We start from the raw sequence: 25,442 nt of genomic DNA, 5'->3' as shown, positions 1-25,442 counted from the left end.
AATTGGGCTTCCTGGGTACTCACTGGACGAGTCCCCACCGGGGCGCCAGGAATTCCATTGCCGAAGGAAGCTGTTGCACGGCCACGGCCCACGAATGGCCCGCTCCGGAAACTGGAGCATGCCTGATATCGAACCCGGAAGTAGTGGCGGCTGCCGCCAGCTCGGCGGCGTAGCGGACGAATTCGCCGTCCGCGGCCCCGACGGCGAAGAAGCCTGCATGGCCGTCGTAGCGTCGCTGTTTCATCAGGTTCAACGGCGTGAGGGCGTCGAAGGCGGCAGAGTCCCCGCCAAATGCGGTCTGGATGGTCCGCTGGCGATCAGGGCCAAGTGAAGGCTCCCGCTCTCCAGAGAAGGCGATGAAGGAAGGGTAGATTTCCGGATGCAGCGTGGTCATCTGAACGGCGCAGGTTGCACCGAAGGAGAACCCGCCGACCGCCCACTTCCTTGGGTCGGCGGAAACCTCGAGCGTCGAGTTGATCCAGCGCGGAACGTCGATCGCGAGGTAAGTGTCGGCACGCGCGATCCGGCTATCCATGCACATGGTGTTTGCGGTATCCGACCCGTTTGGATCGACCACGACGACGACGGGCGCCACGCCTCCGTGCCGGGCGGCGAAGGAATTCATGGCCCGTTCAAGCAGGCCTCCGGTCAGCCAATCGGCGGGACGTCCGGGCTGGCCGGCAAACAGGACGAGCACGGGAAGTTGGCTGCGATCAGCGGCTTGGTATGCCGGTGGCAGGTAGAGGAAAGCGTCCTGGGCCTTGAAGCCGGATTCGATTCCGGGAATCGATGCCCTGCGGACTATTCCCCCGTCAGGCAGTGAGACGGGCAGGGCCCGGGAAAAACCCCTTTTGAGCCCTTCCTCAAGCTGGGGGATCCGTCCCACATTGTGGCCGAAGAGATCAGCCGCCGTGTGATTGAGCCCGAAGTAGCTGTTGATCTGCATGGCGGAGAGGAGCAGCACGGCGACGAACGAGACCCCTGCGGCGCTCCTGCCGCGCAACGACGAACGAGGAAGCCGAAAAAGGAAGAGGGCCAATGCGGACAAGGCAACCGTCGACCAAGCGAGGACGTCGAAGGGGAGATCCTCCGGGAATACGGTCAGGACGTTGACGAGCAGCCAATGGATGACCGAGACAACTCCACTTGCCACGACAAGCGACACAACTATGGAAAGCAACCAGCGCCGGTCGCGTCGCAGGAGCAGGAGGAATGCGGTCCCGGCAATTCCAGCGCCAACGATGGTCCAATAGAACGGACCATCAACAAGGCTTAGGTTGTACAGGAATTCCACTGTCCTCAGCGCCAGGTGCCGACGCCCACCACAGGGCCGGCCTCCAGCCAGGACGACAACCCGGCGTAGGCATCAAATCTCATTGCCAGCATGAACGACTGGCCTTCATGCTGGAGTTCGACTACCACGACGTCGGGCTGAAGCCTCGTCCGTTCTTCCTCCGTGGGCTTCCGACGACCCAAGAGCTCCAAGGAGCTGCGGCGGAAGCTGTGCTTCGGACGGAAGCTAAGCGAGAGCAGGCGAAACCACTCAAGCTCCGAGTCCTGATAACGACAAACCCCCATCCGCCAGCTGTTTCCAGCCGTGCAAATGGAGGCGTCGACTGTGCCCAGGGCGCGCCGCAAATTGAAGCGGCGCACCCCGACGAGGCACAGTGTAAAAATCAGCAACGCAAACGCCGTTGCCAAGGCGATGAACGGAATAGCAGAATCGTCCATCAAGGTCTTGCTATCGGATCCCCGCAGTAGCTGAATCGCCCAGCTGGGCGTTGTCAGCGACGATCACCACGCGGTTGTTGTCGACGGAGAAGAACCCGCCGTCCACAACTACTGCAAGGCGGTCTCCGGTAACCGGCTCGATGGCCAGCTCGCCCGCGGCCAGAATGGCGAGGAGCGGCGAGTGGCCCGGCAGGATCCCGATTTCACCATCGCTGGTGCGGGCCTTGACCATCTTGGCCGCACCGGACCACACAAAGTGGTCCGCTGCGACAATCTCAACCTCGAGCTCAGCCATACTACTTGGTCTGTTCCTGGATCTTGGCCCACTGGCGCTCGACGTCATCCAGGCCGCCGACGTTGAAGAACGCCTGCTCTGCAATGTGGTCCAGCTCGCCGTCGCAAATCGCCGTGAAGCCTTCCACGGTGTCCTTGATGGACACGGTGGAGCCCTCGACGCCGGTGAACTGCTTGGCGGTGTAGGTGTTCTGGGACAGGAACTGCTGGATGCGGCGTGCACGCGACACAACGATCTTGTCTTCTTCGGACAGTTCGTCAACGCCGAGGATGGCGATGATGTCCTGGAGTTCCTTGTTCTTCTGCAGGATCTGCTTCACGCGGACAGCCGTGTTGTAGTGGTCCTTGCCGATGTACTGCGGGTCCAGAATGCGGGACGTCGACGTCAGCGGGTCAACGGCCGGGTACAGACCACGGGAGGCGATTTCACGGGAAAGTTCCGTGGTCGCGTCGAGGTGTGCGAAGGTCGTTGCCGGAGCCGGGTCGGTGTAGTCATCAGCAGGCACGTAGATAGCCTGCATCGACGTGATCGAGTGGCCCTTGGTCGAGGTGATGCGCTCCTGCAGGAGGCCCATCTCGTCGGCGAGGTTCGGCTGGTAACCAACTGCGGACGGCATACGGCCGAGCAGCGTGGAGACCTCGGAACCGGCCTGGGTGAAGCGGAAGATGTTGTCGATGAAGAGCAGCACGTCCTGGTTCTGCACATCGCGGAAGTACTCCGCCATGGTCAGCGCGGACAGTGCCACACGCAGACGCGTTCCCGGCGGTTCGTCCATCTGGCCGAATACAAGGGCAGTGTCCTTGAGGACGCCTGCCTCTTCCATTTCAACCCAGAGGTCGTTGCCTTCACGAGTACGCTCGCCAACACCGGCGAATACCGAAGTACCACCGAAGTTGCGGGCAACACGGGTGATCATTTCCTGGATCAGAACGGTCTTGCCGACGCCGGCACCACCGAACAGACCGATCTTTCCACCCTTGATGTAGGGGGTGAGAAGGTCGATGACCTTGATACCGGTCTCGAGCATCTCCGTGGAGCCCTCGAGGGACGCGAAGGCCGGAGCCTTGCGGTGGATCGGCCAGTAAGCGTCAGCGTGGATCTCGGACTCGTCAACGTCCAGCGGCTTGCCGAGAACGTTGAAGATGTGGCCCTTCACACCGTCGCCGACAGGCACGGAGATCGGGGCGCCGGTGTCCTGCACGGAGGTGCCGCGGACGAGTCCGTCGGTGGCCTGCAGGGCGATGGCGCGGACGAGGTTGTCACCCAGGTGCTGGGAGGTCTCGAACGTGATGGTCTTGGTCTCACCGTTGAGAGTGATCTCAGTGGTAAGCGCATGGTAGATCGACGGGATTGCGTCAGCCGGGAATTCGACGTCGACAACCGGGCCGATGACACGGGCAATGCGGCCGGTGGCGCCGGCCGTTGCAGCTGCGTGCTCGGTAGCGGTGGCAGTCATCTCTCTCACTTCACTCAGTAGATGGCGTGGGGTTAAGTTTATCTATTTGGTGCAGGTGCAGCTTGCGCCGAACCAGACACCGGCGGCTACGCGCTCAGGGCGTCGGCGCCGGCCACGATTTCGGAAAGCTCCTGCGTGATCTCAGCCTGGCGGGCCGTGTTGCGCAGACGCGTGTACTTCTTGATCAGATCGGTCGCGTTGTCGCCTGCCGACTTCATGGCACGCTGGCGGGCGGCGAGCTCGGAAGCTGCCGCCTGCAGCATTGCTGCGAAGATGCGGGACTCGATGTAACGCGGCAGCAGTGCGTCAAGCACCTGCTCCGATTCCGGTTCAAACTCGTACAGCGGCAAAAGCTCGGACTCACTGACTGTCTGCTCTTCAACTTCGAGCGGCAGCAGACGGACAACTGTGGGCTCCTGCGTCACCATCGACTTGAAGCGGGTGTAAACAACGTGGATTTCGTCCACGCCACCCTCAGCGAAGTCGTTGGCGAACTCTTCGAGAAGAGCGGCGCCGATTTCCCTTGCAGTCTTGAATTCCGGTGCGTCCGTTCCGCCGGTCCATACGCGGGAGTACGGACGGCTGCGGAAGTCGAAGTATGCCTGGGCCTTACGGCCAAGCAAGTAGGTCTTGACTTCCTTGCCCTCTGCTCGGAGAAGTTCGTTGAGTCCTTCGGCCTGCTTGAGCACGCTCGCCGAGTAAGAACCAGCCAGGCCACGGTCCGAGGTGATAACAAGGACGGCGGCACGGCGGATCTGCTCCGGCTCGGTGACGAGCGGGTGATCGATTTCGCTCTGGCTTGCGACAGCAGAAACGGCGCGGGTGATCGCGTTTGCGTAGGGCAGTGAAGCTGCCAAGCGGGCGCGGGCCTTACCGATGCGCGAGGTAGCGATCAGTTCCATCGCCTTGAAGATCTTGCGCATCGACGTCGTCGAGCTGATCTTCTGGCGGTAGACCCGGATCTGGGCTCCCATACATTTCCTTTCCTAAGATCCCGATGGATCAGCGGCTAAGGCTTTGGCGAAGGCCCCGGGCCTGCGGATTCCGCAGGCCCGGGAACCAATGCTCTAGCGCTTCTGCTTGACGATCTTTTCCTGGTCGACTTCGCCACCGGAGATCGCTTCGTGCTCTTCGTGTCCGGCACCAACCAAGCGGTTGTCGCCTTCTCCGAAGAAGCCCTTCTTGAAGTCGATGATCGAGGACTTCAGCGCTTCAGCGGTGTCGTCGTCCAGGACGTTGGTCTGCGCCAGCGTGGTCAGGATGGAGGACTTGTGCTTGAGGTGCTCCAGGAACTCGGACTCGAAACGGCTGACATCCTCAACCGGGACATCGTCCAGGTAGCCCTTTGTACCGGCCCAGATGGACACAACCTGGTCCTCGACCGGGAACGGCGAGTACTGGCCCTGCTTGAGCAGTTCCATCAGGCGGGCGCCACGGGTCAGCTGCTGGCGTGAAGCGGCGTCAAGGTCGGACGCGAACATCGCGAACGCCTGCATGTCGCGGTACTGTGCCAGGTCCAGCTTCAAGGTACCGGAGACCTTCTTCATGGACTTCACCTGTGCCGCACCACCAACACGGGACACGGACACGCCGACGTCAACAGCGGGGCGCTGGTTGGCGTTGAAGAGGTCCGACTGCAGGAAGATCTGGCCATCGGTGATGGAGATGACGTTGGTCGGGATGTAGGCCGAGACGTCGTTTGCCTTGGTTTCGACGATCGGAAGACCGGTCATCGAGCCTGCGCCCAGCTCGTCGGAGAGCTTGGCACAACGCTCCAGCAGACGGGAGTGCAAGTAGAAAACGTCACCCGGGTACGCTTCGCGTCCCGGCGGGCGGCGGAGCAGCAGCGACACTGCACGGTAGGCTTCGGCCTGCTTCGACAGGTCATCGAAGATCACCAGTACGTGCTTGCCGCCGTACATCCAGTGCTGGCCAATGGCCGAGCCGGCGTACGGAGCCAAGTACTTGAAGCCGGCGGGGTCGGATGCCGGGGAAGCCACGATGGTGGTGTATTCCAGCGCGCCGTGGTCTTCCAGGGTCTGGCGGACAGCGGCAATGGTGGAAGCCTTCTGTCCGACACCGACGTAAACGCAGCGAACCTGCTTGGTGACATCGCCCGAAGCCCAGTTGGCCTTCTGGTTGATGATGGTGTCCACTGCGATGGCGGTCTTGCCGGTCTGGCGGTCACCGATGATCAACTGGCGCTGGCCACGGCCGATCGGAATCATGGCGTCGATAGCCTTGAGACCGGTCTGCATGGGCTCGTGCACCGACTTACGCTGGGTCACGCCCGGAGCCTGGAGTTCCAGTGCACGGGTGGTCTCGGCCTTGATCTCGCCGAGGTCATCGATCGGCATGCCCAGCGGGTCAACTACGCGGCCCAGGAAGGCGTCGCCTACCGGGACGGACAGGATTTCACCGGTGCGGTGGACTTCCTGGCCCTCTTCGATACCGGTGAAGTCACCGAGGATGATGACGCCGATTTCGCGGACGTCGAGGTTCTGGGCCAAGCCCAGGGTGCCGTCTTCAAAGCGAAGCAGCTCGTTCGCCATGACCGAGGGAAGGCCCTCAACACGGGCGATGCCGTCACTTGCGGCGGTCACGCGGCCGACCTCTACGCGCTCTGCGTTTCCGGGTTCGTAGGACGCCGCGAACTCGTTCAACGCATTACGGACGTCGTCGGCGTTGATGGTCAATTCGGCCATCTGCAGTCCCTGCTCTCCTGTTTTCGTGATCATCGTTGCTCACGATGACCGGTGTTTGTATCAGTTAAGTTGTGCTTGTCTGGCTAGCCAGCGAGTTGCCGGCGGAGCTCGGACAGGCGGGCTACGACGGAAGCGTCAAGCACTTCGTCTCCCACCTGGACCCGGATTCCACCGATCAGAGTCGGATCAACGCTGATGTTGACCTTCAGCTCGCGGCCGTAGAGGGCATCAAGCCCGGCCTGCAGACGGCTGGCCTGCGCATCCGTCAACGGACGGGTAACGCGGACAGTTGCGATCCAGCGCTGCTGGCGCTTGGCTGCAAGCTTGGCGAAATTGTCGATGAGCTTGCTCGGCTTGACGCCGCGCGGCTGCGACACGGCCTGGCCGATGAGGAGCTGGGCTTCCGGGCTTCCACCAGGAAGCAGCTTCTCCGCCAGGCTGATCTTGGCCGCAGCACTTGCCTGCGACTCTCCCAGAGCACGTTGTACCTCGTGGCTGGAAGCAACGGTCTGGTTGAAAGCAAACAGATCGTTTTCCAGCTCTTCCAGCCCCGTGATTCCGGAGGCAGAAACGGCCGACTTGTTTTCAGCCACGGCAATGACCACCGTGGCGGCAAGAGTCTCGAGTGCATCGCCGATATCGCGTGCCGATGCCCAGCGCAAGCTGGCCAATCCACTCGCGATTTCCGCAGCATCAGCGGAGACTTTTCCGCCAACCAGCTGCTTGACCAGCGCCGACTTTTCTTCTCCGCTGCGGGAGGGGTCAGTCAGGGCGCGGCGCAAGCCAGCCGAGCTGTCCACCGTTCCCAGGATTCCGAAGAGGTCCTTAGCCAACTGCAGCGAGGCCGTCGGAAGCGTGGCTTCCAACTGCTCCAGCGCCTTGGTCAGCGATTCGCTCGATACACCTGCCATTACTTAGCTGCACCTGCGCTCTGGGTCTCCAGATCTGCGAGGAAGCGGTCCACCACGCGGGCGGCACGCTCGTCATCGCTGAGCGATTCGCCAACGATGCGCTCTGCCAATGTCGTGGCCAGGGTGCCCACCTCGGAACGCAGGGAGACAACAGCTGCCTGGCGCTCTGATTCGATCTGGGCGTACGCCTGCTCGGTGATGCGAGCCGACTCGGCTGCTGCCTTGGTCTTCAGCTCCGCGAGGATCTGGGCACCTTCGGCTCGAGCTTCTTCGCGGATGCGGTTGGCTTCGGCGCGGGCATCGTGGAGCTGCTGCTTGTACTCTTCGAGAGCTGCAGAAGCTTCTGCCTGGGCCTTTTCAGCCTTGGCAATGCCGCCCTCAATCGCCTCTGCGCGCTCGGCGAAAGTCTTCTCGAACATCGGGACAACAAACTTGACCACGATGTAAAAGAGGACCGCAAAGCCAGCGAGGACGACGCCCATTTCCCAGACGTTGGGAACGAGCGGATTAGCCGACTCGGCGGCACCTTGAGCGGCGGCTGAGATGATCTGCTGATTCATATTTCACCCGTCCTTATCTACTCGGTTCTGAATGTTCGCTTGGTTCTTAGCGGTTTACTTGAGAACGAAAGCGAAGACCAGGCCGAGGATGGCGAGGGCTTCCGTCAGAGCCAGACCAAGGAACGCGATCGGCTGGAGCACGCGCTGGGCTTCCGGCTGACGTGCAACACCGTTGATGTAAGCAGCAAATACGAGACCCACACCGATACCACCGCCGATTGCGGAGAGACCGTAGCCAATGAGGTTAAGGGAGCCGTTGATATCGCCGTTCATTGTTTTCCTTTCAAGATGCCGCAGTCGCGGCAGGTTGTTTGGTTTGCTTCAACCCCCGGAGGGGAAGATTGAGGGGTTGTGCCTAGTGGCTGTCGGCGTGGAGCGCGCCTTCAATGTAGATCGCAGTCAGAAGGGTGAAGACATACGCCTGCAGCACCATGATCAGGGCTTCAAGCATGTACATGGCGACTGCGCCAACGAGCACCAGCACGGACGCGCCCTTGAGAAGGACGTTTTCCTGCATGACGAGGAACTCAATGCCGGAGCCGGCGATCATCACGATGAGGTGCCCTGCCATCATGGTGGCGAAGAGACGAAGGCTGTGGGTGACCGGCCGGACCATGAAGTTGGAAATGATCTCGATCGGCACGACGATCGGCAGGATGTACCACGGAACACCGGAAGGAACAGTGGCCAGCTTGAAGTACTTCAGGCCGTTCTTCTTGATGCCGATGCCGATCCAGGTGACGTACACAACTGCGGCCAGCACATAGGCCCCGCCGACGTGCGAGAAGCTCGGAAGCTGGATCACGGGAATGGCGCCGTAGATATTGTTCACCAGGATGAAGAAGAACAGGGAGAACAGAAGGGGCACGAACTTCATGAAGTCGCGTCCGCCGATAATGTCCTTGGCGATGCTGTTGCGGACGAAGCCGTAGGCCATCTCGCCCGCGAACTGCAGCTTGCCGGGAACCAGCTGCTGCTTGCGCGCAGCGAGGATGAAGAATGTAGCGATAAGGACGACCGACAGGATCACCAGCAACATCTGCTTGGAGAAGCCATCGCTCGCACCCCACGGCAGGATAGCCGGCAGGTGCATTTGGTCGATTCCGGGAGGAGTGAAGGTCCCTGAATCCTGGGCCGGGAGCGCAAGCGCGATCAACGCGTTTCCTCTCTGCAGTGTCCATCATTGGGCGTTGTTGAGGATCCGGCCGCGTTTCTTGCAGCCATTTCCCGTGTGAAATTATTTGGCATTACTGTCCCCGTCCTGGGACGGACCACTGTCTGCTTTGCTTCCACCGGAAGACGAGCGATGACTTGTGAGGCCGTGCATATGGGAAAGATAGAACCCTCCTGCGGCTCCAAGCAGAGCGCCAAGGAGCACAATCCAGCGAGTCCCCCACAGATTATCCAGACCCCAGCCTATCAAACTCCAGACTATGATTCCGCCAACAATGTAGCTGAAGACGGCGATGCCGGCGTTGTATCCGCCGTCGCTTCCGTCGCTCACTTGCTCAGTGGAATCGCCGGGTTTTGGGGCATTAGGTGTAGCGGAGCGTCGCTTGTTCCTAGGAGTGAACATCGTCGCCCCCTTTGCCTGCTGCGGGGTCGTTGTAGATCTGGAGCCGGGCCTTGCTGAAGCCGTAGATCTCGGCGGCTTGCCACGAGACAACCGTGACGACGGCGCCGATCACGAACCAGCGTCCGTGCAGCCATGCGGGGGCTCCCAACACGAACAGCACCACCGCGAAGCCGACGACCTTGACAAAGTAGCTGGCAACGAAAAGGCCAACCGCGCCGGAGGGGTTATCCCTGCCGACAAAATGGCCGATCAGGAGGCTGATGGCAAAAAAAGCCATCACGATCGCACCGCCGAATGCGGCAGAAAGCACTCCTACGCCACCGTTCATGACCGCCGCAACAGCCGCCGTCGCAGCGAGAGCCGCCACCGCCGTCGTCGAGCTGAGGAAAAGAAGCCGCAGCCACAGCGAAGAGGTGGAGCGGGGGGCAGCAACGCCGCTCGAGTCGGACTGCTGTCCGCCGGCGTTGGAGGTCATGGGGATGCCAATCGTCGTGGCAAAAATGCCAAAGTCTCAAAAAGGGTGGGTGCGCGGGCGAGTGACTGTCCGCCCTAGAATTCTACATGAGATAGAACTGTGATGTTAACGCCTTCGTCACACACCGTCTACTGGACGGCGCGCCCTTTTCGGACGAAGTATGGCCAGGCTGTCACTCCGGCCATGATCAGCGCGGCCACGATGTCGACCGTGAGGACCATCTGCCACGGGAAGATGGCAAACGCGAGGCCTCCGAACGCCAGAATGCAGGTCCAGACGTACATCATCAGCACCGCCGTGCGGTGGGTGTGGCCGAGCTCGATGAGCTTGTGGTGCAAGTGACCGCGGTCAGCCGACCAGGGGGATTGGCCGCGAGCGGTGCGTCGCAACACCGCCAGGCCTAGGTCCAGCAACGGTAGCGACAAGATAGCGAACGGCAGAAGGATTGGCACGATGGTCGGAATACCATTGGCGCGGTCGTACAGTCCTGAACTGATCTGGCCCGTTGACACCACACCGGCCGAAGCCATCACGAGGCCCAGAAGCATGGCGCCGGAATCGCCCATGAAGATTTTGGCCGGGAACCAGTTATGCGGCAGGAATCCGATGCAACAACCCACGATGATCGCCATCAGCAGCGCCGCCAGATCCGAGCGGTCCGTGAGCGTTGCATTGCGGTGGACCCAATACGCCGTCAGGAAGAACGCAACCCCGCCGATTGCGGCGACGCCGGCTGCCAGGCCATCGAGGCCGTCGATGAAATTGACTGCGTTCATGGTGGTCACAATGAGGAGCGCGGTCAGGACGATCCGCAGCGGCTCCGCCTCAATCCGTATGGGTTCCGGAACAAACGGAATCACGGACATCTGCACTCCCCAGACCGCAACGATCGTAGCGGCCGTGCATTGGCCGATCAGTTTGACCCACCAGCGGATGTCCATCACGTCATCGGCGACACCCACCGCGACGATCACAAGGGCACCTGCCAGGATTCCCCACGGCGCACCGTTCCCGTGGAATATGTCCTTCACGAAGAACGAATTGCTGGCTACCACGAGGGCCACGGCAAAGCCGGCGAAGAGTCCCAGGCCACCGAGTCGGGAAATCGGCACCGAGTGCATATCCCGGCTGCGGATGGGGGCGAAAAGCCGAAGTCTGTTACCCATCTGGCGGGCTACCCACGTAGCGAGGTACGACACGACGGCAGCCGTGAGCATCATGAGGGAATACATGATCACGTGGCGGCTCCTGTTGGCGGTGGCGGTGGATTCTGTCCCTGGCGACTAGCTGCCGGCACAACACCTGCAACACCTCTGCGCACCGCCGAATATTGCTGTACTACAGTTGGACTCTGTCAAGATACTAGCGGCTACGGCGGCTTTGCTCCGTTTCACGCGCCCCTAGGGCGAGCCGGGAGGACCCTCCCCGCAACTGCCCGGAAGGAACCCTACATGCCTGTCTCCGTTGCCGTAGCGGCTGTGACCTTTGACCGCCCCGGAGAGCTAGCAGTCCTGCTCGACGCCATCAACAAGCAGTCCATGGCCGTGGACACGATTTGCCTCGTGGACAGCGGGACCGTTCCTTCGCGGGAGCTTGCGTCAAGCCATCCAAAGGTGGATTACGTCCGCTCGGAGGCGAACTTGGGCGGCGCGGGGGGCTTCGCCCTTGCGATCCTCAAGGCGGTGGCCAGCGGCGCCGAGTGGGTCTGGATCATGGACGATGACGCCGAGCCCGGCGATCCGGCCTGTCTCGAAACCCTGGTTCGCGAAGCGGAGGCCCGTGGACTTGATGCAGTCGTTCCGCTTGTCGTAGCCCCCGGCCACCCGGACAAGCTTTCCTTCTTCTTCCGGATTGACGGCAAGGTGACCCACGAGCGCGCCGAAGTCGAGAAGGCGGGGTTCCTGCCCGACGTCGGGCACTTCTTCAACGGTGCGCTCATCCGTTCCAATGTCTTCTTCAAAGTCGGAGTGCCGGATATCCGGCTGTTCATCCGGGGCGATGAGGTGGACTTCATGATCCGCCTCAGGAAAGCCGGGATACGCTTCGGTACGGTCGCGACGGCGTGGATCACCCACCCGCACGCGTTCTCCGAAACAAAGCACGTCTTCGGCGCGCGCTGGCACGTGATCGTGCCGGATTCTGCCTTCAAGCGCTACTTCTACTACCGCAACCGGGGCTACTTGATCCGCCGCTACCGCCGCGGCAAGTCGATGGTAGCCGACGTCGGTGGCTACTTGGGCTACTTCCTCCCCCGCGGTGACTTTCGGGGGCTCGCCGAATGGTTCAGGGCATTCTCCGCCGGTTTGCGGGAAAAGGGCTTCGGCCCGCTGGAGGACCAGAAGTTCTAACGGCCCACCGGGCGCGGCGTGCTGTTCCTGCGGGAAAGCCGACGGCGGACCAGCAGCCCGAGGAGCACCCACGGCTCGCCGAAGACACGGTAAGCGACGCGTCCCGGATGCAGGACGAGCCGCCAGGCCCATTCGAGCCCGAGACGGCCCAGCCAGCGTGGAGCGAGCTTCTGGAGGCCCGCCAGCTGCTCGATGGCGCCGCCGACCGTGCAGTAGACCGCAGGCGGAAGCTCGTCCAAGCGGCGGTGCAAGACCGATTCCTGCAATGGCATTCCAAGGCCAAGAAGCACGAGCTGCGGACGGAATTCCGCGAGCCAGGCGACGGCGGCCTCTTCGCTGGCATCGTTCCAATTCTCACCGGGCCGCCCGGAGACCTCGGCGCCGGGCACGATTTTGCGGAGGCGCTCCACCGTCTTGCTGTTGGCCTCGGGGCCGGCGCCCACGACGGCGATCCGGCGGAGTCCTTCGACGCCGCCGAGCGCCGGCACCCAGTCAGTGGATCCCAAACGGTATTCCATCAACCCCGCTCCATCGTCTCTTGAGCCGGTGCGGCGCCCTAGTCCCCAGAGCATGGCGACAGGCGCACCATCCATGAGCACCACATCGCTGCGTTCATAGAGGCGGCGGAAATCCGGGCTCGAATGAAACAGCGTGACACTGTGCAGATTGTGTCCAAGGACAACCTTGGTGGTGCCGTCCGAAACGTACCCGCTGATGGCCTCAATGAGTTCGTCGGCGCATAGTGCGGTGACATCTACGTCCAGAAGGGGAACACGATCCCGGACCAGGCTCATTCGGCCCTGGTCTCCGTGTGGACAACAGTCCCAGCTTGTTCCCCCGGGGCCGTTTCTGTCTCAGTCGCCGGTTCGGTTTCAGGGGCGGTTTCAGGCGCCGCTGCAGTTTCCGGCGCGGCTTCAGTCGCCGCTGCAGTTTCCGGCGCGGCTTCTCCAAGGGCCAGCACTCCGGGAACAATTTCGCGAAGGCGTTCCAGGGAAATGGCACCATCGCGGACCACACGGAGCGGCAGGGTGGTGGCGTCGACAATCGTGGACGCCACGGACTCGGTTCCCTCGACAGGCCGGAAGCCGCCCTCAAGGTATACCTCGACCGATTCAGCAAGCTGGGTCCTCGCCTCGGAGGCTGTCTGCGCTGCCGGCTGACCGGTGCGATTTGCCGAGGACACAGCCAGCGGGCCGGTGCGGTTGAGCAGTTCGAGCGCAATTTCGTCGTCAGGCATGCGCAGGGCCACGGTTCCGCGGGTCTCCCCCAGGTCCCAATCCAGGGACGGCTGGGCGTGGAAGATCAGCGTCACGCCGCCGGGCCAGAAGGCTTCTGCCAATTTGCGGGCTTCTTCCGATACATCGGTCGCCAGCCCGTCCAGCGCGTTGAGCCGCGGGATCAGCACCGGTGGCGGCATATGGCGGCCACGGCCTTTCGAGACAAGCAGCATGGTCACGGCTTGCGGCGAGAAGGCGTCAGCGGCAATGCCGTAGACGGTGTCCGTCGGCATGACGACACACTTTTTCTCGCTGATGGCGCGCTGCGCATGCTCCAGGCCTTCGGCGCGTTGTTCCTCTGACGTGCAGTTGTAGCTTGTGGTCACAGGGCTATTCTTTCATTCCCGCGAGGCGTCGATTGCCAATACTGCGCTCGTGGCACGTTCCTTGCTGTTGAGATCGAGGTGGGTGGCGACTTGCGTCCAGCAGCCTGCAGACTTCAGATGTTCGGAAATCCACCCTGCCTGCACCTCCGCATGCTCCATCACGAAGTAGCCACCGCTCTTGAGGAGCCGCGCAGCCGAGGCGGCAGCCGCCGTCGGAAGCTCCATTCCGTCCGCTCCCCCGCCGTAAAGCGCCTCCGGCGGATCGTGCAGTGCCACTTCAGGTTCGTTCGGAATTGCTTCAGCCGGGATGTAGGGCGGATTGGAAACGACGACGTCGAAAGTTCCGTCGTGTTCGGGCAAGGCATTCCTGAGGTCGCCTTGAACGAGCTTCACCCCGAGGGGCTTCAGGTTCTTCGCGGCCCAGGCATGGGCGAACGTGCTGAATTCGACGGCGTGGACCTCGGCCCCAGGTACTTCGTGGGCGATCGAGGCTGCGATGGCGCCGGAGCCGGTGCCAAGATCAACCACTTTGGGGTGCTGGATTCCTTGGAGGTGGTCGATGACAAGCTGGACGACGGATTCCGTTTCCGGCCGCGGAATGAACACGCCCGGGCCCACGGCGAGCGTGAGGTAGCGGAAGTGCGCGACGCCGGTGATGTGCTGGAGCGGAACGCGCTGGGCGCGCTCGGCCACCAAGTCCGCGTAGCCTTCCGGGGCGGCGGAATCGCCAAGCAGCATGGCGCGCAAGCGGCCGAGGCCGACACCCAGGAGATGTTCGGCGAGGAGTTCCGCGTCCACGCGCGGTGTGGGGACTCCGGCGTCGGACAGGATGATTGTTGCCTCGCGGACGGCGTCGGCGAGGCTTTGGCCCGGAAAGAGCGTCATGAAGTTCCTTGCAGGCTGTTACTCGCCCAGGGCATCCAGGCGCGACTGTTCATCCATCTCGATGGCCGATTGGATGACCGGTTCCAGGTCACCATTCATGACGGCGTCGAGATTGTAGGCCTTGTAGCCGGTACGGTGGTCGGCAATCCGGTTTTCCGGGAAGTTATACGTACGGATGCGCTCCGAACGGTCCATGGTGCGGATCTGCGACTTGCGCTGGGCCGAGTTCTCGGCGTCGATCTGCTCCTGCTGGTGGGCGAGGATACGGGCACGGAGGACGCGCATGCCGGCTTCGCGGTTCTGGAGCTGGGACTTTTCGTTCTGCATGGCCACCACGATCCCGGTAGGCAAGTGGGTGATGCGGACTGCCGAGTCCGTGGTGTTGACGGACTGGCCGCCGGGACCCGAGGACCTGTAGACGTCGATCTTGAGGTCGTTCTGGTTGATTTCGAGTTCTTCGGGCTCATCCACTTCGGGGAGCACGAGTACGCCGGCCGCGGAAGTGTGGATGCGGCCCTGCGACTCGGTGACAGGGACACGCTGGACGCGGTGCACGCCGCCTTCGAACTTCAAGCGGGCATAAACGCCCTCAGCGGGATCGTTCGAGTTGCCCTTGACGGCCATCTGGACGTCCTTGTAGCCGCCCAGATCCGATTCCGTGGCCGAGATGAGTTCGGTCTTCCAGCCGCGGGACTCCGCGTAACGCATGTACATGCGCAGCAGGTCCCCGGCGAACAGCGCAGCTTCGTCGCCGCCCTCGCCGCCTTTGACCTCAAGAATGACGTTGCGGGCGTCGTCGGGATCGCGAGGGATCAGCAACCGCCGCAATTTCTCCTGCGCGGCCGGAAGCTTCGCCTCGATTTCGTCTACCTCGGCGGCAAATTCGGCGTCCTCGGAAGCCATTTCCTTGGCTGCTTGGAGATCGTCCATGAGCCCGCGCCAACGGTTGTACGCCTCAACGATGCCCTGCAACTGGGCAGAGCGCCGCCCCAACTTGCGGGCCAAAGCCTGGTCGGCATAAACGGCAGGATCACTCAACTGCGCCTGGATAGCAGCATGCTCATCAAGCAATCCCTGTACGGACTCAAACATTTCAAAACCTCTTTCGACTTCTACAAGTCTAATAACTGCAACGCGGGGTCACTTACGGCCCATCCAGGCCCCCGGCATGGGCCGTAAGTGACCCCGCGTTGCAACGGGAAGGGGCGGGGGCGGAACATCCGCGCGGAATCAACCGCACGAACGAACCAGCACCCGCCCCTAAAACAGCTATTTGTCGTTATCCGACTTGGCTCCAAGAGTCGTCTTCTGAACCTGCATGAGGAACTCGACGTTGCTCCCGGTCTCCCGGATCTTGTTAGTCAAGAGTTCAAGGCTCTGCTGGGTCTCGAGTCCGGACAGGACGCGGCGCAGCTTCCACATGATCTTGACTTCTTCAGGCGAAAGCAGGTTCTCTTCGCGACGGGTACCCGAAGCGTTGACGTCCACGGCCGGGAAGATGCGCTTGTCCGCCAGCTGGCGGGACAGTCGGAGCTCCATGTTGCCCGTGCCCTTGAACTCTTCGAAGATGACTTCGTCCATCTTGGAACCGGTCTCCACGAGCGCGGTTGCCAGGATGGTGAGCGAGCCGCCGTTTTCGATGTTGCGCGCAGCACCAAAGAAGCGCTTCGGCGGGTAGAGCGCAGCGGAGTCGACGCCACCGGACAGGATACGGCCGGAGGCCGGTGCTGCCAGGTTGTAGGCGCGGCCCAGGCGGGTCATGGAATCCAGGAGGACCACCACGTCCATGCCCATTTCCACGAGGCGCTTGGCGCGTTCGATGGAAAGCTCGGCAACCGTGGTGTGGTCATCGGCGGGACGGTCGAAGGTAGAGGCAATGACCTCACCCTTGACGGTGCGCTGCATGTCCGTGACTTCTTCAGGACGTTCGTCGACCAGCACCATCATGAGGTGGACCTCAGGATTGTTGGTGGTGATCGCGTTGGCGATGGACTGCAGGATGAGCGTCTTGCCGGCCTTGGGCGGTGAGACGATCAGGCCGCGCTGGCCCTTGCCGATCGGGGCCACGAGGTCGATGACGCGCGGGCCGATCTTCTTGGGATCCGTTTCGAGGCGCAGGCGCTCGGACGGGTACAGCGGGACGAGCTTGGCGAATTCGACGCGGTCCTTGAGCTCTTCGGGCGTCTTGCCGTTGACCGACGTGACGCGGACGAGCGCGTTGAACTTCTGGCGCGCGGTCTGCTGGCTGCGGTCCTCGCCGTCACGCGGGGCGCGGATTGCGCCGACGACGGCGTCACCCTTGCGCAGGTTGTACTTCTTGACCTGGGCGAGGGACACGTACACGTCGTTTGCGCCGGGCAGGTAACCGGAAGTGCGGATGAACGCGTAGTTCTCGAGTACATCCAGGATGCCGGCAACCGGCAGCAGGACGTCGTCCTCGGTGACCTCGACATCGTCGACGTCCGGTCCCTGTCCGCGGCCGCGGCGGCGTTCGTTGCGGTCGCGGAAGCGGTCGCTGCGGGTGTTTCCGTCGCGGTTGTCACGGTTGTCCTGCGGACCCTGGCGATCGTTGCGGTCGCGGCGGTTGCGACGATTGCGGCGGTTGCCGGTGTCATCGCCCTCGTTCGTGTCTTCACGACGCGTACGGGTGTTGTCGCGGCGTTCGCGCTGGCCGGGTTCGCCGGCTTCGACCGAAGCCTGGTCTCCCTGGCGCGGCTGTGCCTGACGCTGATCGGCCTGACGCTGCTCCGGCTGGCGCTGTTCGGCCTGACGCTGCTCGGGCTGACGCTGCTCGGGCTGACGCTGCTCGGGCTGACGCTGCTCGGCCTGACGCTGCTCTACGCGGGGCTGTTCGGCCTGGGGCTGCTCGGCAGCGCGGGTCTCACCGGCTTCACCGGCCTCCGCAGGAGCGGCCTCTCCACGACGACGGTTCCGCGTGCGCGGCTGGCGGCGTTCGCCGGCGGCCTCGCTTGCTTCGGCGACGGGAGCGGGCTCGACGGCGACGGCGGGAGCTTCCGCGGTTTCCGCGGCGGCAGGAGCGGCAACAACACCATCGCTGGTGGCGCGACGGCTTCGGCCACGGCCACGTGCCCGGGTGCCGTCCTGCGCAGGAGCTTCGGTGGATGCTGCGGCAGGTGCGGCTGAGGTCTCAGCTTCCGGGGCTGCAGGCGCGGCTTTTGCTGCCACGGCCTTGGCCGCAGTGGGAGCCTTGCTGGTGGTTGCACCGGCACGGTGGGCCGAAATAGCCGAGACCAAGTCCCCCTTGCGCATACGGGATCCGCCCGAAATGCCCAGCTGACTGGCGAGAGCCTGGAGCTGCGCGAGCTTGAGGCCTGCAAGGCCGCTGCTCTTAGCGGTTGCGGCCGTTGATTCAGCTGCAGAAGATGTTGTGTCCACAGCTGAAGCCAGCTCAGTGGTTTCTGTCACGAAGGATCCTTCCCCCTCGACGGCGTCCAGACCTAGAGCTGGACGCGATGATTTGTTCTGGACTGCAGTTCAGATCTGCAGCCGTGATTTCGGTCTTGCCGGGTTAGTTTCAGCAGGGCCGGATACTAATACGTCTTCGATGCTCCGGCGGGCGGGGCGCGGGCTGACGGTTCGGGTAACAGAAAGGGTTCTGTGGCACCTGCGACAGGCCGATAAGGAGACGACACCGGCAGACTTCGACACAGTATGAGACGGGAACGGCATTTAGCCGGGATCCAATGTCAGGGAACTGCCCGCGGTTCTACCGCCGGTGCAAGTCCACTCTAGCACCTTCAACGTCCACTGCCAGTGTCATCACGCGCCAGGCAACGTCCGGAGTGTTGTCCGCGGTGAACGAGTTAATCAATTCGGCAATCGCCCCGGCTTCGTCCGCGCCGTTGGCCAATGCCAGAACTGTAGGCCCCGCCCCTGAAACGACAGCTGCATGGCCCGCCGACCGCAATGCCGTGATCAGCGCCGCGCTTGGCCGCATTGCCTCTGCACGGTAGCTCTGGTGCAGGTAGTCCTCGGTTCCGGGAAGCAGGAAACGGGGGTCTGCCGTCAACGCGTGGATCAGGAGGGCCGCGCGTCCTGAGTTCATCGCTGCTGCGTGGTGGCCGATGGAAGCAGGCAGCAAACCTCTGGCGGTTTCGGTTGACAGTTCGTAGTCAGGCACGGCGACGATCGGGATGACCGACGGAATCACTTCTGCGCGGGTGCTGCTGTACTGCTCGCTGTCCTGCCATGACAAGGCCAGTCCGCCGAAAATCGCGGGTGCGACGTTGTCCGGGTGCCCTTCCATCTCGCTCGTGAGTTGCAGGATCCATTCGCGGTCACGCTGGGCGGATTCGGGCACCAAGGCGTTGGCCGCGGTAACGGCAGCAACCACCGCCGAGGCCGAGGAGCCAAGTCCGCGGCCGTGCGGGTTGACGTTGTCCGCGGTGATCTTGAGACCGCTGTGCCGGAAACCGAGTCGTTCCAAGGCCGTGTTGAGGGCGCGCACAACCAGGTGGCTGGCATCGCGAGGAAGGGTGTCTGCTCCCTCACCGGAGAGCTCGAACTCGAGCTCTCCGGTGGTGAGTGTTTCGACAGTCAGGGTGTCGTAGATCGACAATGCCAGGCCGAGGCTGTCATAGCCGGGGCCCAGGTTGGCGCTGGTACCCGGGACCCTGACGGTCAGCCGCTGGCCTGCCGCGACAAGCTTGAGACCGGTCGCGGTGGGCTGCGTGGTTTCCACTCTTAGTTTTCTTCCAGTCCCAGTTCGGATGCCACGGTCACGACGTCGTTCGGCACCTTGACCGGCTGGACCTCGCTGCCGTCTTCGGTGCGGAGAGCCCACTGCGGGTCTTTGAGTCCGTGTCCGGTGACGGTGATGACGATCGTCTTGCCGGTGGGAACCTCGCCTGCGGCGTGCTTCTTGATGAGGCCGGCTACGCCTGCCGCGGAACCGGGTTCGACGAAGACGCCTTCCTTGGCGGAGAGCCAGCGGTGGGCATCGAGGATTTCCTCGTCGGTCACGGCGTCGATGAAGCCGCCGGATTCATCGCGTGCCGCGATGGCGGTGTCCCAGGATGCCGGGTTTCCGATGCGGATGGCCGTGGCGATCGTGTCCGGTTCGGTGATGGGGTGGCCTGCCACGAACGGTGCCGCGCCTGCTGCCTGGAATCCCCACATGGCCGGCGTCTTGGTGGAGACAGCGGGAAGGGTGCCGGCGGTTGCGGACTCGAAGGGCGCGGAGTACTCCTTGTAACCCTTCCAGTACGCGCTGATGTTGCCCGCGTTGCCCACCGGGAGGACGTGGATGTCCGGAGCGTCTCCGAGGGCGTCGACGATTTCGAAGGCACCGGTCTTCTGGCCCTGGATTCGCGCCGGGTTGACGGAGTTCACGAGGAACACCGGGTAGGACTCGCCGAGCTTGCGGGCGATGTCCAGGCAGTTGTCGAAGTTGCCGTCCACCTGCAGGAGCGTGGCGCCGTGGGCGATCGCCTGGCTGAGCTTGCCCATGGAGATCTTGCCTTCGGGGACCAAAACGGCGCACTTCAGCCCGGCGGCCGTGGCATAGGCTGCGGCCGAGGCCGAGGTGTTGCCCGTGGAGGCGCAGACAACGGCTTTGGCGCCTGCTTCGACAGCCGCCGTCATGGCCATGGTCATGCCGCGGTCCTTGAAGGATCCGGTGGGGTTCATGCCCTCCACCTTCAGGTACACAGTGGATCCGGTGAGTTCCGAGAGCTTCTGCGCGTAAACGAGCGGCGTTCCGCCCTCGCCGAGGGTAATCACCTTCGTGGCTTCCGTTACAGGCAAACGATCAGCGTATTCGCGGATTACTCCGCGCCATTGGTGAGCCACTTAGACCCCTTCTACCCGCAGGACGGATGTCACAGAATTGATGACGTCCAGGCCCTTGACGGCCTCGACGGTTGCCGCGAGTGCGGCTTCGGATGCGCGATGGGTGACGATCTTCAGCTCGGCCGACTCAACCTTCGAGGCGGCGTCGCGGTGGATCGTCTGGCGCATGATTTCAATCGATACGCCGTGCTCGGCAAAGATGTGGGTGATCCGGGCCAGCACGCCGGCCTGGTCGGCAACGTCGAGGCCGATGTAGTAACTCGTGGTCGACGCATCGATCGGCAGCGCGGGCACGTAGCCGGTGGTTGTCTCGGTACGACCCGGACCGCCAAGCACCACCCGGCGCGCCGCTGAGACGAGATCGCCCAGGACGGCAGACGCCGTCGGGGTTCCGCCGGCGCCCTGGCCGTAGAACATTAGCTCCCCGGCGTTCTCGGCCTCGATGAAGACGGCGTTGAACGCACCGCGAACGGCTGCAAGCGGGTGTTCGCGAGGCAGGAGAGTGGGGTGGACGCGGACTGAAATGCCGCCGTCGCCGTTTGCATTGGTGATCTTCTCGGCGATGGCCAGCAGCTTGATGACGAAGCCTGCTTCCTTTGCGGCAGCAATGTCGGCTGCGCTGACCTTGGTGATGCCTTCGCAGTAGACGTCTTCGAGGGCGAAGCGCGTGTGGAAGGACAACGACGCGAGGATGGCGGCCTTGGCCGCAGCGTCATGGCCTTCGACGTCGGCAGTCGGATCGGCTTCCGCGTATCCGAGCCGTTGGGCCTCGGCCAGCGCGTCAGCGAACTGCGCACCGGTGCTGTCCATCTGGTCGAGGATGAAGTTGGTGGTGCCGTTCACGATGCCCAGGACCCGGGTGATGCGGTCGCCGGAGAGGCTGTCACGGATGGGGCGCAGGATCGGAATGGCTCCGGCGACGGCGGCCTCATAGGAGAGCTGGACGCCGGCCTTGTCGGCCTCTTCATAGAGCGTGGGGCCATCCTGTGCCAGAAGCGCCTTGTTGCCGGTCACGACACAGGCGCCGTTCTGCATGGCGGTCAGGATGAGCGAACGGGCGGGCTCGATGCCTCCCATGAGTTCGATCACCAGGTCGGCGTCCTTGACCAAGGTGTCGGCGTCGGTGGTGAACAGATCGCGCGGCAATTCGACGTCGCGCTCTGAATCAATGTTTCGCACGGCGATGCCGGACAGCTGCAAGCGTGCGCCAGTGCGGGCCGCAAGGGCGTCGGCGTCGTCCAGGAGAATCCGCGCTACCTGGGCTCCCACGTTGCCACAGCCCAGCAGGGCCACCTTCAGGGTTCGCACTTCAGACATTCGCCACTCCCATGTCGCGGTTCAAGAGATCTTCTTCGGTTTCCCCGCGGACGATCAGCCGGGCGGATCCATTGCGCACAGCGACAACGCCAGGCCTGGCCAGATAGTTGTAGTTGCTTGAGAGGGCCCAGCAGTAAGCGCCGGTTCCCGGTACAGCGAGCAGATCACCGGCTGCCACGTCTTCGGGCAGATATACATCTCTAACAACTATGTCGCCGCTCTCGCAATGTTTGCCCACTACTCGGGACAGTTGCGGGGCGGCGTCCGAGGTCCGAGAGGCGAGAATGGCCGAATAATCCGCGTCGTACAGCACCGGACGGGCGTTATCGCTCATGCCGCCATCCACCGACACATAGCGGCGCGGGAACGTAACGTTTTCCTGCCCTGCTGTCCCGCCAGGCGCATCGACGCGAACCGTTTTCAGCGTCCCGACCTCGTACAAGGTGAAGGTGCTGGTGCCCACGATTGCGCGGCCCGGTTCGATCGAAATGCGCGGCGAGCTGATGCCAAGCTCAGCGCACTTGGAGCGTACGACGGCGGCCATCGCCCGCGCGATTTCGGCCGGGGGGCGGGGCGTGTCCACGGGCGTGTAGGCGATGCCGTAGCCGCCGCCCAGGTCCAGTTCCGGCAAGACGATGGAGTACTTCGCCTGCATCGCGGCGAGGAATCCCAACAGCTTCTCGGCTGCCAGGGCGAATCCGTCGGGCTCGAAGATCTGGGAACCGATGTGGCAATGCAGGCCCAGGAGTTCCACGTTGGAGTACGAGGTGGCCGCAGCAACGGCTTCTTCGGCGGCCGAGAGGCCGGCTGACTCGGTCGTATCCCCGGCCATGGAGAGACCGAATTTTTGGTCCTCGTGGGCTGTGGCGATGAATTCGTGGGTGTGGGCGTGGACGCCGGGAGTCAGCCGCAGCAAGACCTTCGCCGTCTCGCCGCGGCCGGACGCAATTTTGGCAACCCGCTCAAGCTCATCGAGGCTGTCCACCACGATGCGTCCGAGCTTCATGTCCAGCGCCCGGTTGATCTCGGCGTCGGATTTGTTGTTGCCGTGCAGCCCCAGGTTGGCGCCGTCGATGCCGGCGCGGGCCGCGACGGCGAGTTCGCCGCCTGAGCACGTGTCCAGGCGCAGGCCTTCCTCGGCCACCCAGCTGGCCACCGCAGTGCACAAGAAGGACTTACCGGCGTAGTAGACGTCCACTCCCCCGCAGATGTCCTCGAAAGCTGCGTCAAAGGCATCCTTGAAGGAGCGGGCGCGGGCACGGAAATCGCCCTCGCTCATGACGAACAACGGGGTGCCGAACTCCGCCTTGAGGTCACTGACAGGAACCCCGTCAATGGCGAGTTCGCCGTCGTCGTTCCTCCGGACTCCTTCGGCCCACATCGGTGTGTGAAGCGCGTTGACGTCGTCCGGGACGGCAAGCCATTCGGGGGCAAGGGGCGAGCCTGCGGCGTTGCTGGGGGTTTGCTGCATGCCGATCACATCCGTTCCGGAGCTGAAACGCCAAGGAGTTCAAGTCCGTTGGCCAGCACCTGGCTCGTGGCGTCGTTGAGCCAAAGCCGTGTGCGGTTGACGTCCTGGACGGGTTCGTCGCCGAGCGGCGAAACGCGGCAGGCGTCGTACCAGCGGTGGTAGGCGCCGGCAATGACCTCGAGGTGGCGGGCCACACGGTGCGGTTCGCGCAGCTCCGCGGCCTTGGCCACGATGGACGGGTAGCTGCCGAGGTAGGACAGCAGCTCGTTCTCGGTGGCGTGGTCCAACAGGGACGCGTCGAACGCGCTGTGGTCGACGCCGGCCTCGATCGCGTTGCGTGCCGTGCCGCGGGAGCGGGCGTGCGCGTACTGAACGTAGAACACAGGGTTTTCGTTGCTGTTCTTCTTCAGCAGTTCCGGATCCAGTGTCAGCGGCGAATCGGCGGGGAAGCGCGCGAGCGAGTAACGCACCGCGTCCTTCCCGAGCCACTCGATAAGGTCCTTGAGCTCGATGATGTTGCCGGCACGCTTGGACAGCTTGGCACCGTTGACGGAGACCAGCTGGCCGATCAGGACCTCGATGTTGACCTCGGGGTCATCGCCCGCACACGCGGCAATGGCCTTGAGCCGGTTGATGTAGCCGTGGTGGTCGGCCCCGAGCAGGTAGATCTTCTCCGTGAAGCCGCGGTCCTTCTTCGACAGGTAGTAGGCGGCATCGGCGGCGAAATACGTGGGTTCGCCGTTGGCCCGGATCATCACGCGGTCCTTGTCGTCGCCGAAGTCCGTGGTGCGCAGCCAGACTGCCCCGCCGTCGTCGAACACGTGGCCCTGCTCCCGGAGGCGGGCAACGGCCGATTCGATCGCACCGCCGTCGTGCAGTTCCTGCTCGGAGAAGAAGACATCGAAAGCAACGCCGAACCCGGCCAGGGTGTCCTTGATGTCCTTCATCTGGGCCTTGTAGGCGGCGGAACGGATCACGGGCAATGCTGCCTCGTCGGTCAGCTCGCGGATTGCCGGATGGGCCTTGAGGACCTCGTCGCCGAGTTCCCGGATGTACTCACCCGGGTAGCCACCCTCAGGAACGCCGCGTCCGTGCAGGCGGGACAGTACGGAGTTCGCGAAAACGTTCATCTGCGAGCCGGCGTCGTTGATGTAGTACTCCGCGGTGACCTCCGCACCGGAGGCGCGGAGGACGCGGGCAATGGAATCGCCCAGGGCGGCCCAGCGCGTGTGGCCGATGTGCAGCGGTCCCGTGGGGTTGGCCGAGACGAATTCCATGTTGACCACATGGCCTGCGAGCGCCTGGTTGGTTCCGTAGGAGCTTCCCGCCCCGACGATGACCTTGGCCAGCGCGCCGGCGGCGGCCGCATCCACGGTGATGTTAAGGAAGCCCGGGCCCGCGATGTCCACGGCAGTGACGCCGTCAATCGCTTCCAGGCGCTTGCCCAGTATCGTCGCGAATTCACGCGGGTTGGTCCCGGCGTGCTTGGCAAGCTGCAAGGCAATGTTCGTGGCCCAGTCGCCGTGCTCCCGGTTCTTCGGTCGCTCCACGCGCACATCCTCGGGGAGGGCAGATTCTGAAAGCGCAAGCTCGCCGGCGGCGACCGCGTCTTTCAGGCAGGCGGATATGGCGGCTGAGAGTTCTTCGGGAGTCACCTGTCTAGCCTACCGGTGGGGCTTGCAAGTGGTGGAATTCTTATGCTTAGCAATGCGCACACGCGGGCACCAGCGCGCACCCAGCCGACGCTCAGCTTCGGCCAGTAGAGCTCCCAGACTGAACCGATAGGCTGAAATCAACGTCAATGGTGTGATCGGCCCACGGCCCGGAGCAATGTGCATTGACCCTTTTCGAGTCCAGTTGAAACGAGCAGAACCATGACTACGCCACTCCGCAAGGGCCTTCTGGTGGGCGCCGCCGGCCTCTCCCTGGCCAGTTCGGTGGCAGCTTGCGCCCCCTCGGCCCAAGGCAGCACCCCGCAAAAGACCTCCACGATCTCCGGCCCGTACAAGGACGGTACCTACAGCGCGGACGGTGACTACATTTCACCCAATGGCGGTGAAACCGTGGGCGTCAAGCTGACCTTGGCCGGCAGCACTATTTCCGCGGTGGACATCACCGTCCATGCCAACAACCCGAACACCAAGGAATTCCAAGGGCAGTTCAAGAACGGCATCGCCGCGCAGGTGGTCGGAAAGAAACTGGACGAGATCAACGTCTCAAAGGTTGCCGGCTCCTCGCTGACCAGCGAAGGATTCAACAAGGCCGTGGAAACCATCAAGTCCGAGGCCAAGTAGGCGC

25 protein-coding genes are annotated in these 25,442 nt (G+C 63.2%); 2 read left to right on the top strand and 23 right to left on the bottom strand.

Annotated elements, in window-relative coordinates:
- Positions 1-19 precede the first annotated feature (19 nt).
- The 13 genes from AB4074_RS01110 to AB4074_RS01050 all read right to left on the bottom strand — a co-directional run bounded on the left by AB4074_RS01110 (position 20) and on the right by AB4074_RS01050 (position 10,947).
- Positions 20-1,294, bottom strand: a complete 1,275-nt coding sequence (locus AB4074_RS01110) for an alpha/beta hydrolase (protein WP_441411735.1) — start codon at positions 1,292-1,294, stop codon at positions 20-22.
- A 5-nt stretch (positions 1,295-1,299) separates the two neighbouring features.
- Positions 1,300-1,731: a DUF2550 domain-containing protein gene (locus AB4074_RS01105; protein WP_437770756.1), complete on the bottom strand. Its 432-nt coding sequence runs from the start codon at positions 1,729-1,731 to the stop codon at positions 1,300-1,302.
- 10 nt (positions 1,732-1,741) lie between these two features.
- Positions 1,742-2,026 carry a F0F1 ATP synthase subunit epsilon gene (locus AB4074_RS01100; protein WP_059387616.1) on the bottom strand — a complete coding sequence of 95 codons (285 nt, stop codon included), beginning with the start codon at positions 2,024-2,026 and terminating at the stop codon, positions 1,742-1,744.
- Between the two features lies 1 nt (position 2,027).
- Positions 2,028-3,482 (bottom strand): F0F1 ATP synthase subunit beta, encoded by a 1,455-nt coding sequence (gene atpD, locus AB4074_RS01095; protein ID WP_441411734.1) that lies wholly within the window; start codon positions 3,480-3,482, stop codon positions 2,028-2,030.
- 86 nt (positions 3,483-3,568) lie between these two features.
- Complete coding sequence (locus AB4074_RS01090) at positions 3,569-4,456, bottom strand: F0F1 ATP synthase subunit gamma (protein ID WP_234747857.1); 888 nt, start codon at positions 4,454-4,456, stop codon at positions 3,569-3,571.
- 93 nt (positions 4,457-4,549) lie between these two features.
- On the bottom strand, positions 4,550-6,187 hold the full coding sequence (gene atpA, locus AB4074_RS01085; protein WP_234748626.1) for a F0F1 ATP synthase subunit alpha: 1,638 nt from the start codon (positions 6,185-6,187) through the stop codon (positions 4,550-4,552).
- Between the two features lie 83 nt (positions 6,188-6,270).
- A complete protein-coding gene (locus AB4074_RS01080) occupies positions 6,271-7,098 on the bottom strand; it encodes a F0F1 ATP synthase subunit delta (protein WP_441411733.1) in 828 nt (275 codons plus the stop codon).
- Positions 7,098-7,658 carry a F0F1 ATP synthase subunit B gene (locus tag AB4074_RS01075; protein ID WP_236811722.1) on the bottom strand — a complete coding sequence of 187 codons (561 nt, stop codon included), beginning with the start codon at positions 7,656-7,658 and terminating at the stop codon, positions 7,098-7,100. Before AB4074_RS01075 ends, AB4074_RS01080 begins: the two co-directional genes overlap by 1 nt.
- 54 nt (positions 7,659-7,712) lie before the next feature.
- Positions 7,713-7,931: an ATP synthase F0 subunit C gene (gene atpE, locus AB4074_RS01070; RefSeq protein ID WP_028264751.1), complete on the bottom strand. Its 219-nt coding sequence runs from the start codon at positions 7,929-7,931 to the stop codon at positions 7,713-7,715.
- Positions 7,932-8,013: 82 nt separating this feature from the next.
- Positions 8,014-8,814 (bottom strand): F0F1 ATP synthase subunit A, encoded by an 801-nt coding sequence (atpB, locus tag AB4074_RS01065; protein ID WP_236811724.1) that lies wholly within the window; start codon positions 8,812-8,814, stop codon positions 8,014-8,016.
- An 81-nt stretch (positions 8,815-8,895) separates the two neighbouring features.
- On the bottom strand, positions 8,896-9,234 hold the full coding sequence (locus tag AB4074_RS01060; RefSeq protein ID WP_345452836.1) for a hypothetical protein: 339 nt from the start codon (positions 9,232-9,234) through the stop codon (positions 8,896-8,898).
- Positions 9,221-9,709, bottom strand: coding sequence for a hypothetical protein (locus tag AB4074_RS01055; RefSeq protein ID WP_441411732.1), 489 nt, complete (start codon positions 9,707-9,709; stop codon positions 9,221-9,223). The genes AB4074_RS01060 and AB4074_RS01055 overlap by 14 nt, the downstream gene beginning before the upstream one ends.
- A 128-nt stretch (positions 9,710-9,837) precedes the next feature.
- Positions 9,838-10,947: an MraY family glycosyltransferase gene (locus AB4074_RS01050; protein ID WP_441411731.1), complete on the bottom strand. Its 1,110-nt coding sequence runs from the start codon at positions 10,945-10,947 to the stop codon at positions 9,838-9,840.
- A 213-nt stretch (positions 10,948-11,160) separates the two neighbouring features.
- Between AB4074_RS01050 and AB4074_RS01045 the strand changes: the two genes are divergently transcribed.
- Complete coding sequence (locus tag AB4074_RS01045; protein ID WP_441411730.1) at positions 11,161-12,057, top strand: glycosyltransferase; 897 nt, start codon at positions 11,161-11,163, stop codon at positions 12,055-12,057.
- On the opposite strand, the gene AB4074_RS01040 is transcribed toward AB4074_RS01045, so the two are convergent.
- The 10 genes from AB4074_RS01040 to argS form a co-directional block, all read right to left on the bottom strand.
- Complete coding sequence (locus tag AB4074_RS01040; protein ID WP_345452829.1) at positions 12,054-12,851, bottom strand: WecB/TagA/CpsF family glycosyltransferase; 798 nt, start codon at positions 12,849-12,851, stop codon at positions 12,054-12,056. The genes AB4074_RS01045 and AB4074_RS01040 overlap by 4 nt on opposite strands.
- Complete coding sequence (locus tag AB4074_RS01035) at positions 12,848-13,660, bottom strand: L-threonylcarbamoyladenylate synthase (protein WP_441411729.1); 813 nt, start codon at positions 13,658-13,660, stop codon at positions 12,848-12,850. Before AB4074_RS01035 ends, AB4074_RS01040 begins: the two co-directional genes overlap by 4 nt.
- A 12-nt stretch (positions 13,661-13,672) precedes the next feature.
- A complete protein-coding gene (gene prmC / locus AB4074_RS01030; RefSeq protein ID WP_441411728.1) occupies positions 13,673-14,545 on the bottom strand; it encodes a peptide chain release factor N(5)-glutamine methyltransferase in 873 nt (290 codons plus the stop codon).
- A gap of 18 nt (positions 14,546-14,563) precedes the next feature.
- Complete coding sequence (prfA, locus tag AB4074_RS01025) at positions 14,564-15,637, bottom strand: peptide chain release factor 1 (RefSeq protein WP_441411727.1); 1,074 nt, start codon at positions 15,635-15,637, stop codon at positions 14,564-14,566.
- 177 nt (positions 15,638-15,814) lie between these two features.
- Positions 15,815-17,971, bottom strand: a complete 2,157-nt coding sequence (rho, locus tag AB4074_RS01020) for a transcription termination factor Rho (RefSeq protein WP_441411726.1) — start codon at positions 17,969-17,971, stop codon at positions 15,815-15,817.
- 301 nt (positions 17,972-18,272) lie between these two features.
- Positions 18,273-19,247, bottom strand: a complete 975-nt coding sequence (thrB, locus tag AB4074_RS01015) for a homoserine kinase (protein WP_441411725.1) — start codon at positions 19,245-19,247, stop codon at positions 18,273-18,275.
- A gap of 2 nt (positions 19,248-19,249) precedes the next feature.
- Positions 19,250-20,356, bottom strand: a complete 1,107-nt coding sequence (gene thrC, locus AB4074_RS01010) for a threonine synthase (protein WP_284984698.1) — start codon at positions 20,354-20,356, stop codon at positions 19,250-19,252.
- Positions 20,357-21,673 (bottom strand): homoserine dehydrogenase, encoded by a 1,317-nt coding sequence (locus tag AB4074_RS01005; protein WP_441411724.1) that lies wholly within the window; start codon positions 21,671-21,673, stop codon positions 20,357-20,359.
- On the bottom strand, positions 21,666-23,144 hold the full coding sequence (gene lysA, locus AB4074_RS01000; protein WP_441411723.1) for a diaminopimelate decarboxylase: 1,479 nt from the start codon (positions 23,142-23,144) through the stop codon (positions 21,666-21,668). Before lysA ends, AB4074_RS01005 begins: the two co-directional genes overlap by 8 nt.
- Before the next feature lie 5 nt (positions 23,145-23,149).
- On the bottom strand, positions 23,150-24,799 hold the full coding sequence (gene argS / locus AB4074_RS00995; RefSeq protein WP_441411722.1) for an arginine--tRNA ligase: 1,650 nt from the start codon (positions 24,797-24,799) through the stop codon (positions 23,150-23,152).
- Positions 24,800-25,018: 219 nt separating this feature from the next.
- Here argS and AB4074_RS00990 point away from each other — a divergent pair, with 219 nt between their 5' ends.
- On the top strand, positions 25,019-25,438 hold the full coding sequence (locus tag AB4074_RS00990; protein ID WP_236811752.1) for an FMN-binding protein: 420 nt from the start codon (positions 25,019-25,021) through the stop codon (positions 25,436-25,438).
- Positions 25,439-25,442: the final 4 nt, after the last annotated feature.

Source organism: Arthrobacter sp. 2MCAF14 (assembly GCF_052115645.1).
Taxonomy (GTDB): Bacteria; Actinomycetota; Actinomycetes; order Actinomycetales; family Micrococcaceae; genus Arthrobacter.
The sequence above is the reverse complement of the archived record's forward strand: the minus strand, read 5'-3'. Positions and strand labels throughout refer to the sequence as shown.

Coding starts and splice junctions, on each gene's coding strand:
- atpE (WP_028264751.1), bottom strand. CDS start 7,931: ATGAACGGCGATATCAACGGCTCCCTTAACCTCATTGGCTACGGTCTC.
- AB4074_RS01005 (WP_441411724.1), bottom strand. CDS start 21,673: ATGTCTGAAGTGCGAACCCTGAAGGTGGCCCTGCTGGGCTGTGGCAAC.
- AB4074_RS01105 (WP_437770756.1), bottom strand. CDS start 1,731: ATGGACGATTCTGCTATTCCGTTCATCGCCTTGGCAACGGCGTTTGCG.
- lysA (WP_441411723.1), bottom strand. CDS start 23,144: ATGCAGCAAACCCCCAGCAACGCCGCAGGCTCGCCCCTTGCCCCCGAA.
- AB4074_RS01055 (WP_441411732.1), bottom strand. CDS start 9,709: ATGACCTCCAACGCCGGCGGACAGCAGTCCGACTCGAGCGGCGTTGCT.
- atpD (WP_441411734.1), bottom strand. CDS start 3,482: ATGACTGCCACCGCTACCGAGCACGCAGCTGCAACGGCCGGCGCCACC.
- AB4074_RS01060 (WP_345452836.1), bottom strand. CDS start 9,234: ATGTTCACTCCTAGGAACAAGCGACGCTCCGCTACACCTAATGCCCCA.
- AB4074_RS00990 (WP_236811752.1), top strand. CDS start 25,019: ATGACTACGCCACTCCGCAAGGGCCTTCTGGTGGGCGCCGCCGGCCTC.
- prfA (WP_441411727.1), bottom strand. CDS start 15,637: ATGTTTGAGTCCGTACAGGGATTGCTTGATGAGCATGCTGCTATCCAG.
- prmC (WP_441411728.1), bottom strand. CDS start 14,545: ATGACGCTCTTTCCGGGCCAAAGCCTCGCCGACGCCGTCCGCGAGGCA.
- AB4074_RS01075 (WP_236811722.1), bottom strand. CDS start 7,658: ATGAATCAGCAGATCATCTCAGCCGCCGCTCAAGGTGCCGCCGAGTCG.
- AB4074_RS01100 (WP_059387616.1), bottom strand. CDS start 2,026: ATGGCTGAGCTCGAGGTTGAGATTGTCGCAGCGGACCACTTTGTGTGG.
- AB4074_RS01090 (WP_234747857.1), bottom strand. CDS start 4,456: ATGGGAGCCCAGATCCGGGTCTACCGCCAGAAGATCAGCTCGACGACG.
- AB4074_RS01045 (WP_441411730.1), top strand. CDS start 11,161: ATGCCTGTCTCCGTTGCCGTAGCGGCTGTGACCTTTGACCGCCCCGGA.
- AB4074_RS01080 (WP_441411733.1), bottom strand. CDS start 7,098: ATGGCAGGTGTATCGAGCGAATCGCTGACCAAGGCGCTGGAGCAGTTG.
- atpA (WP_234748626.1), bottom strand. CDS start 6,187: ATGGCCGAATTGACCATCAACGCCGACGACGTCCGTAATGCGTTGAAC.
- AB4074_RS01040 (WP_345452829.1), bottom strand. CDS start 12,851: ATGAGCCTGGTCCGGGATCGTGTTCCCCTTCTGGACGTAGATGTCACC.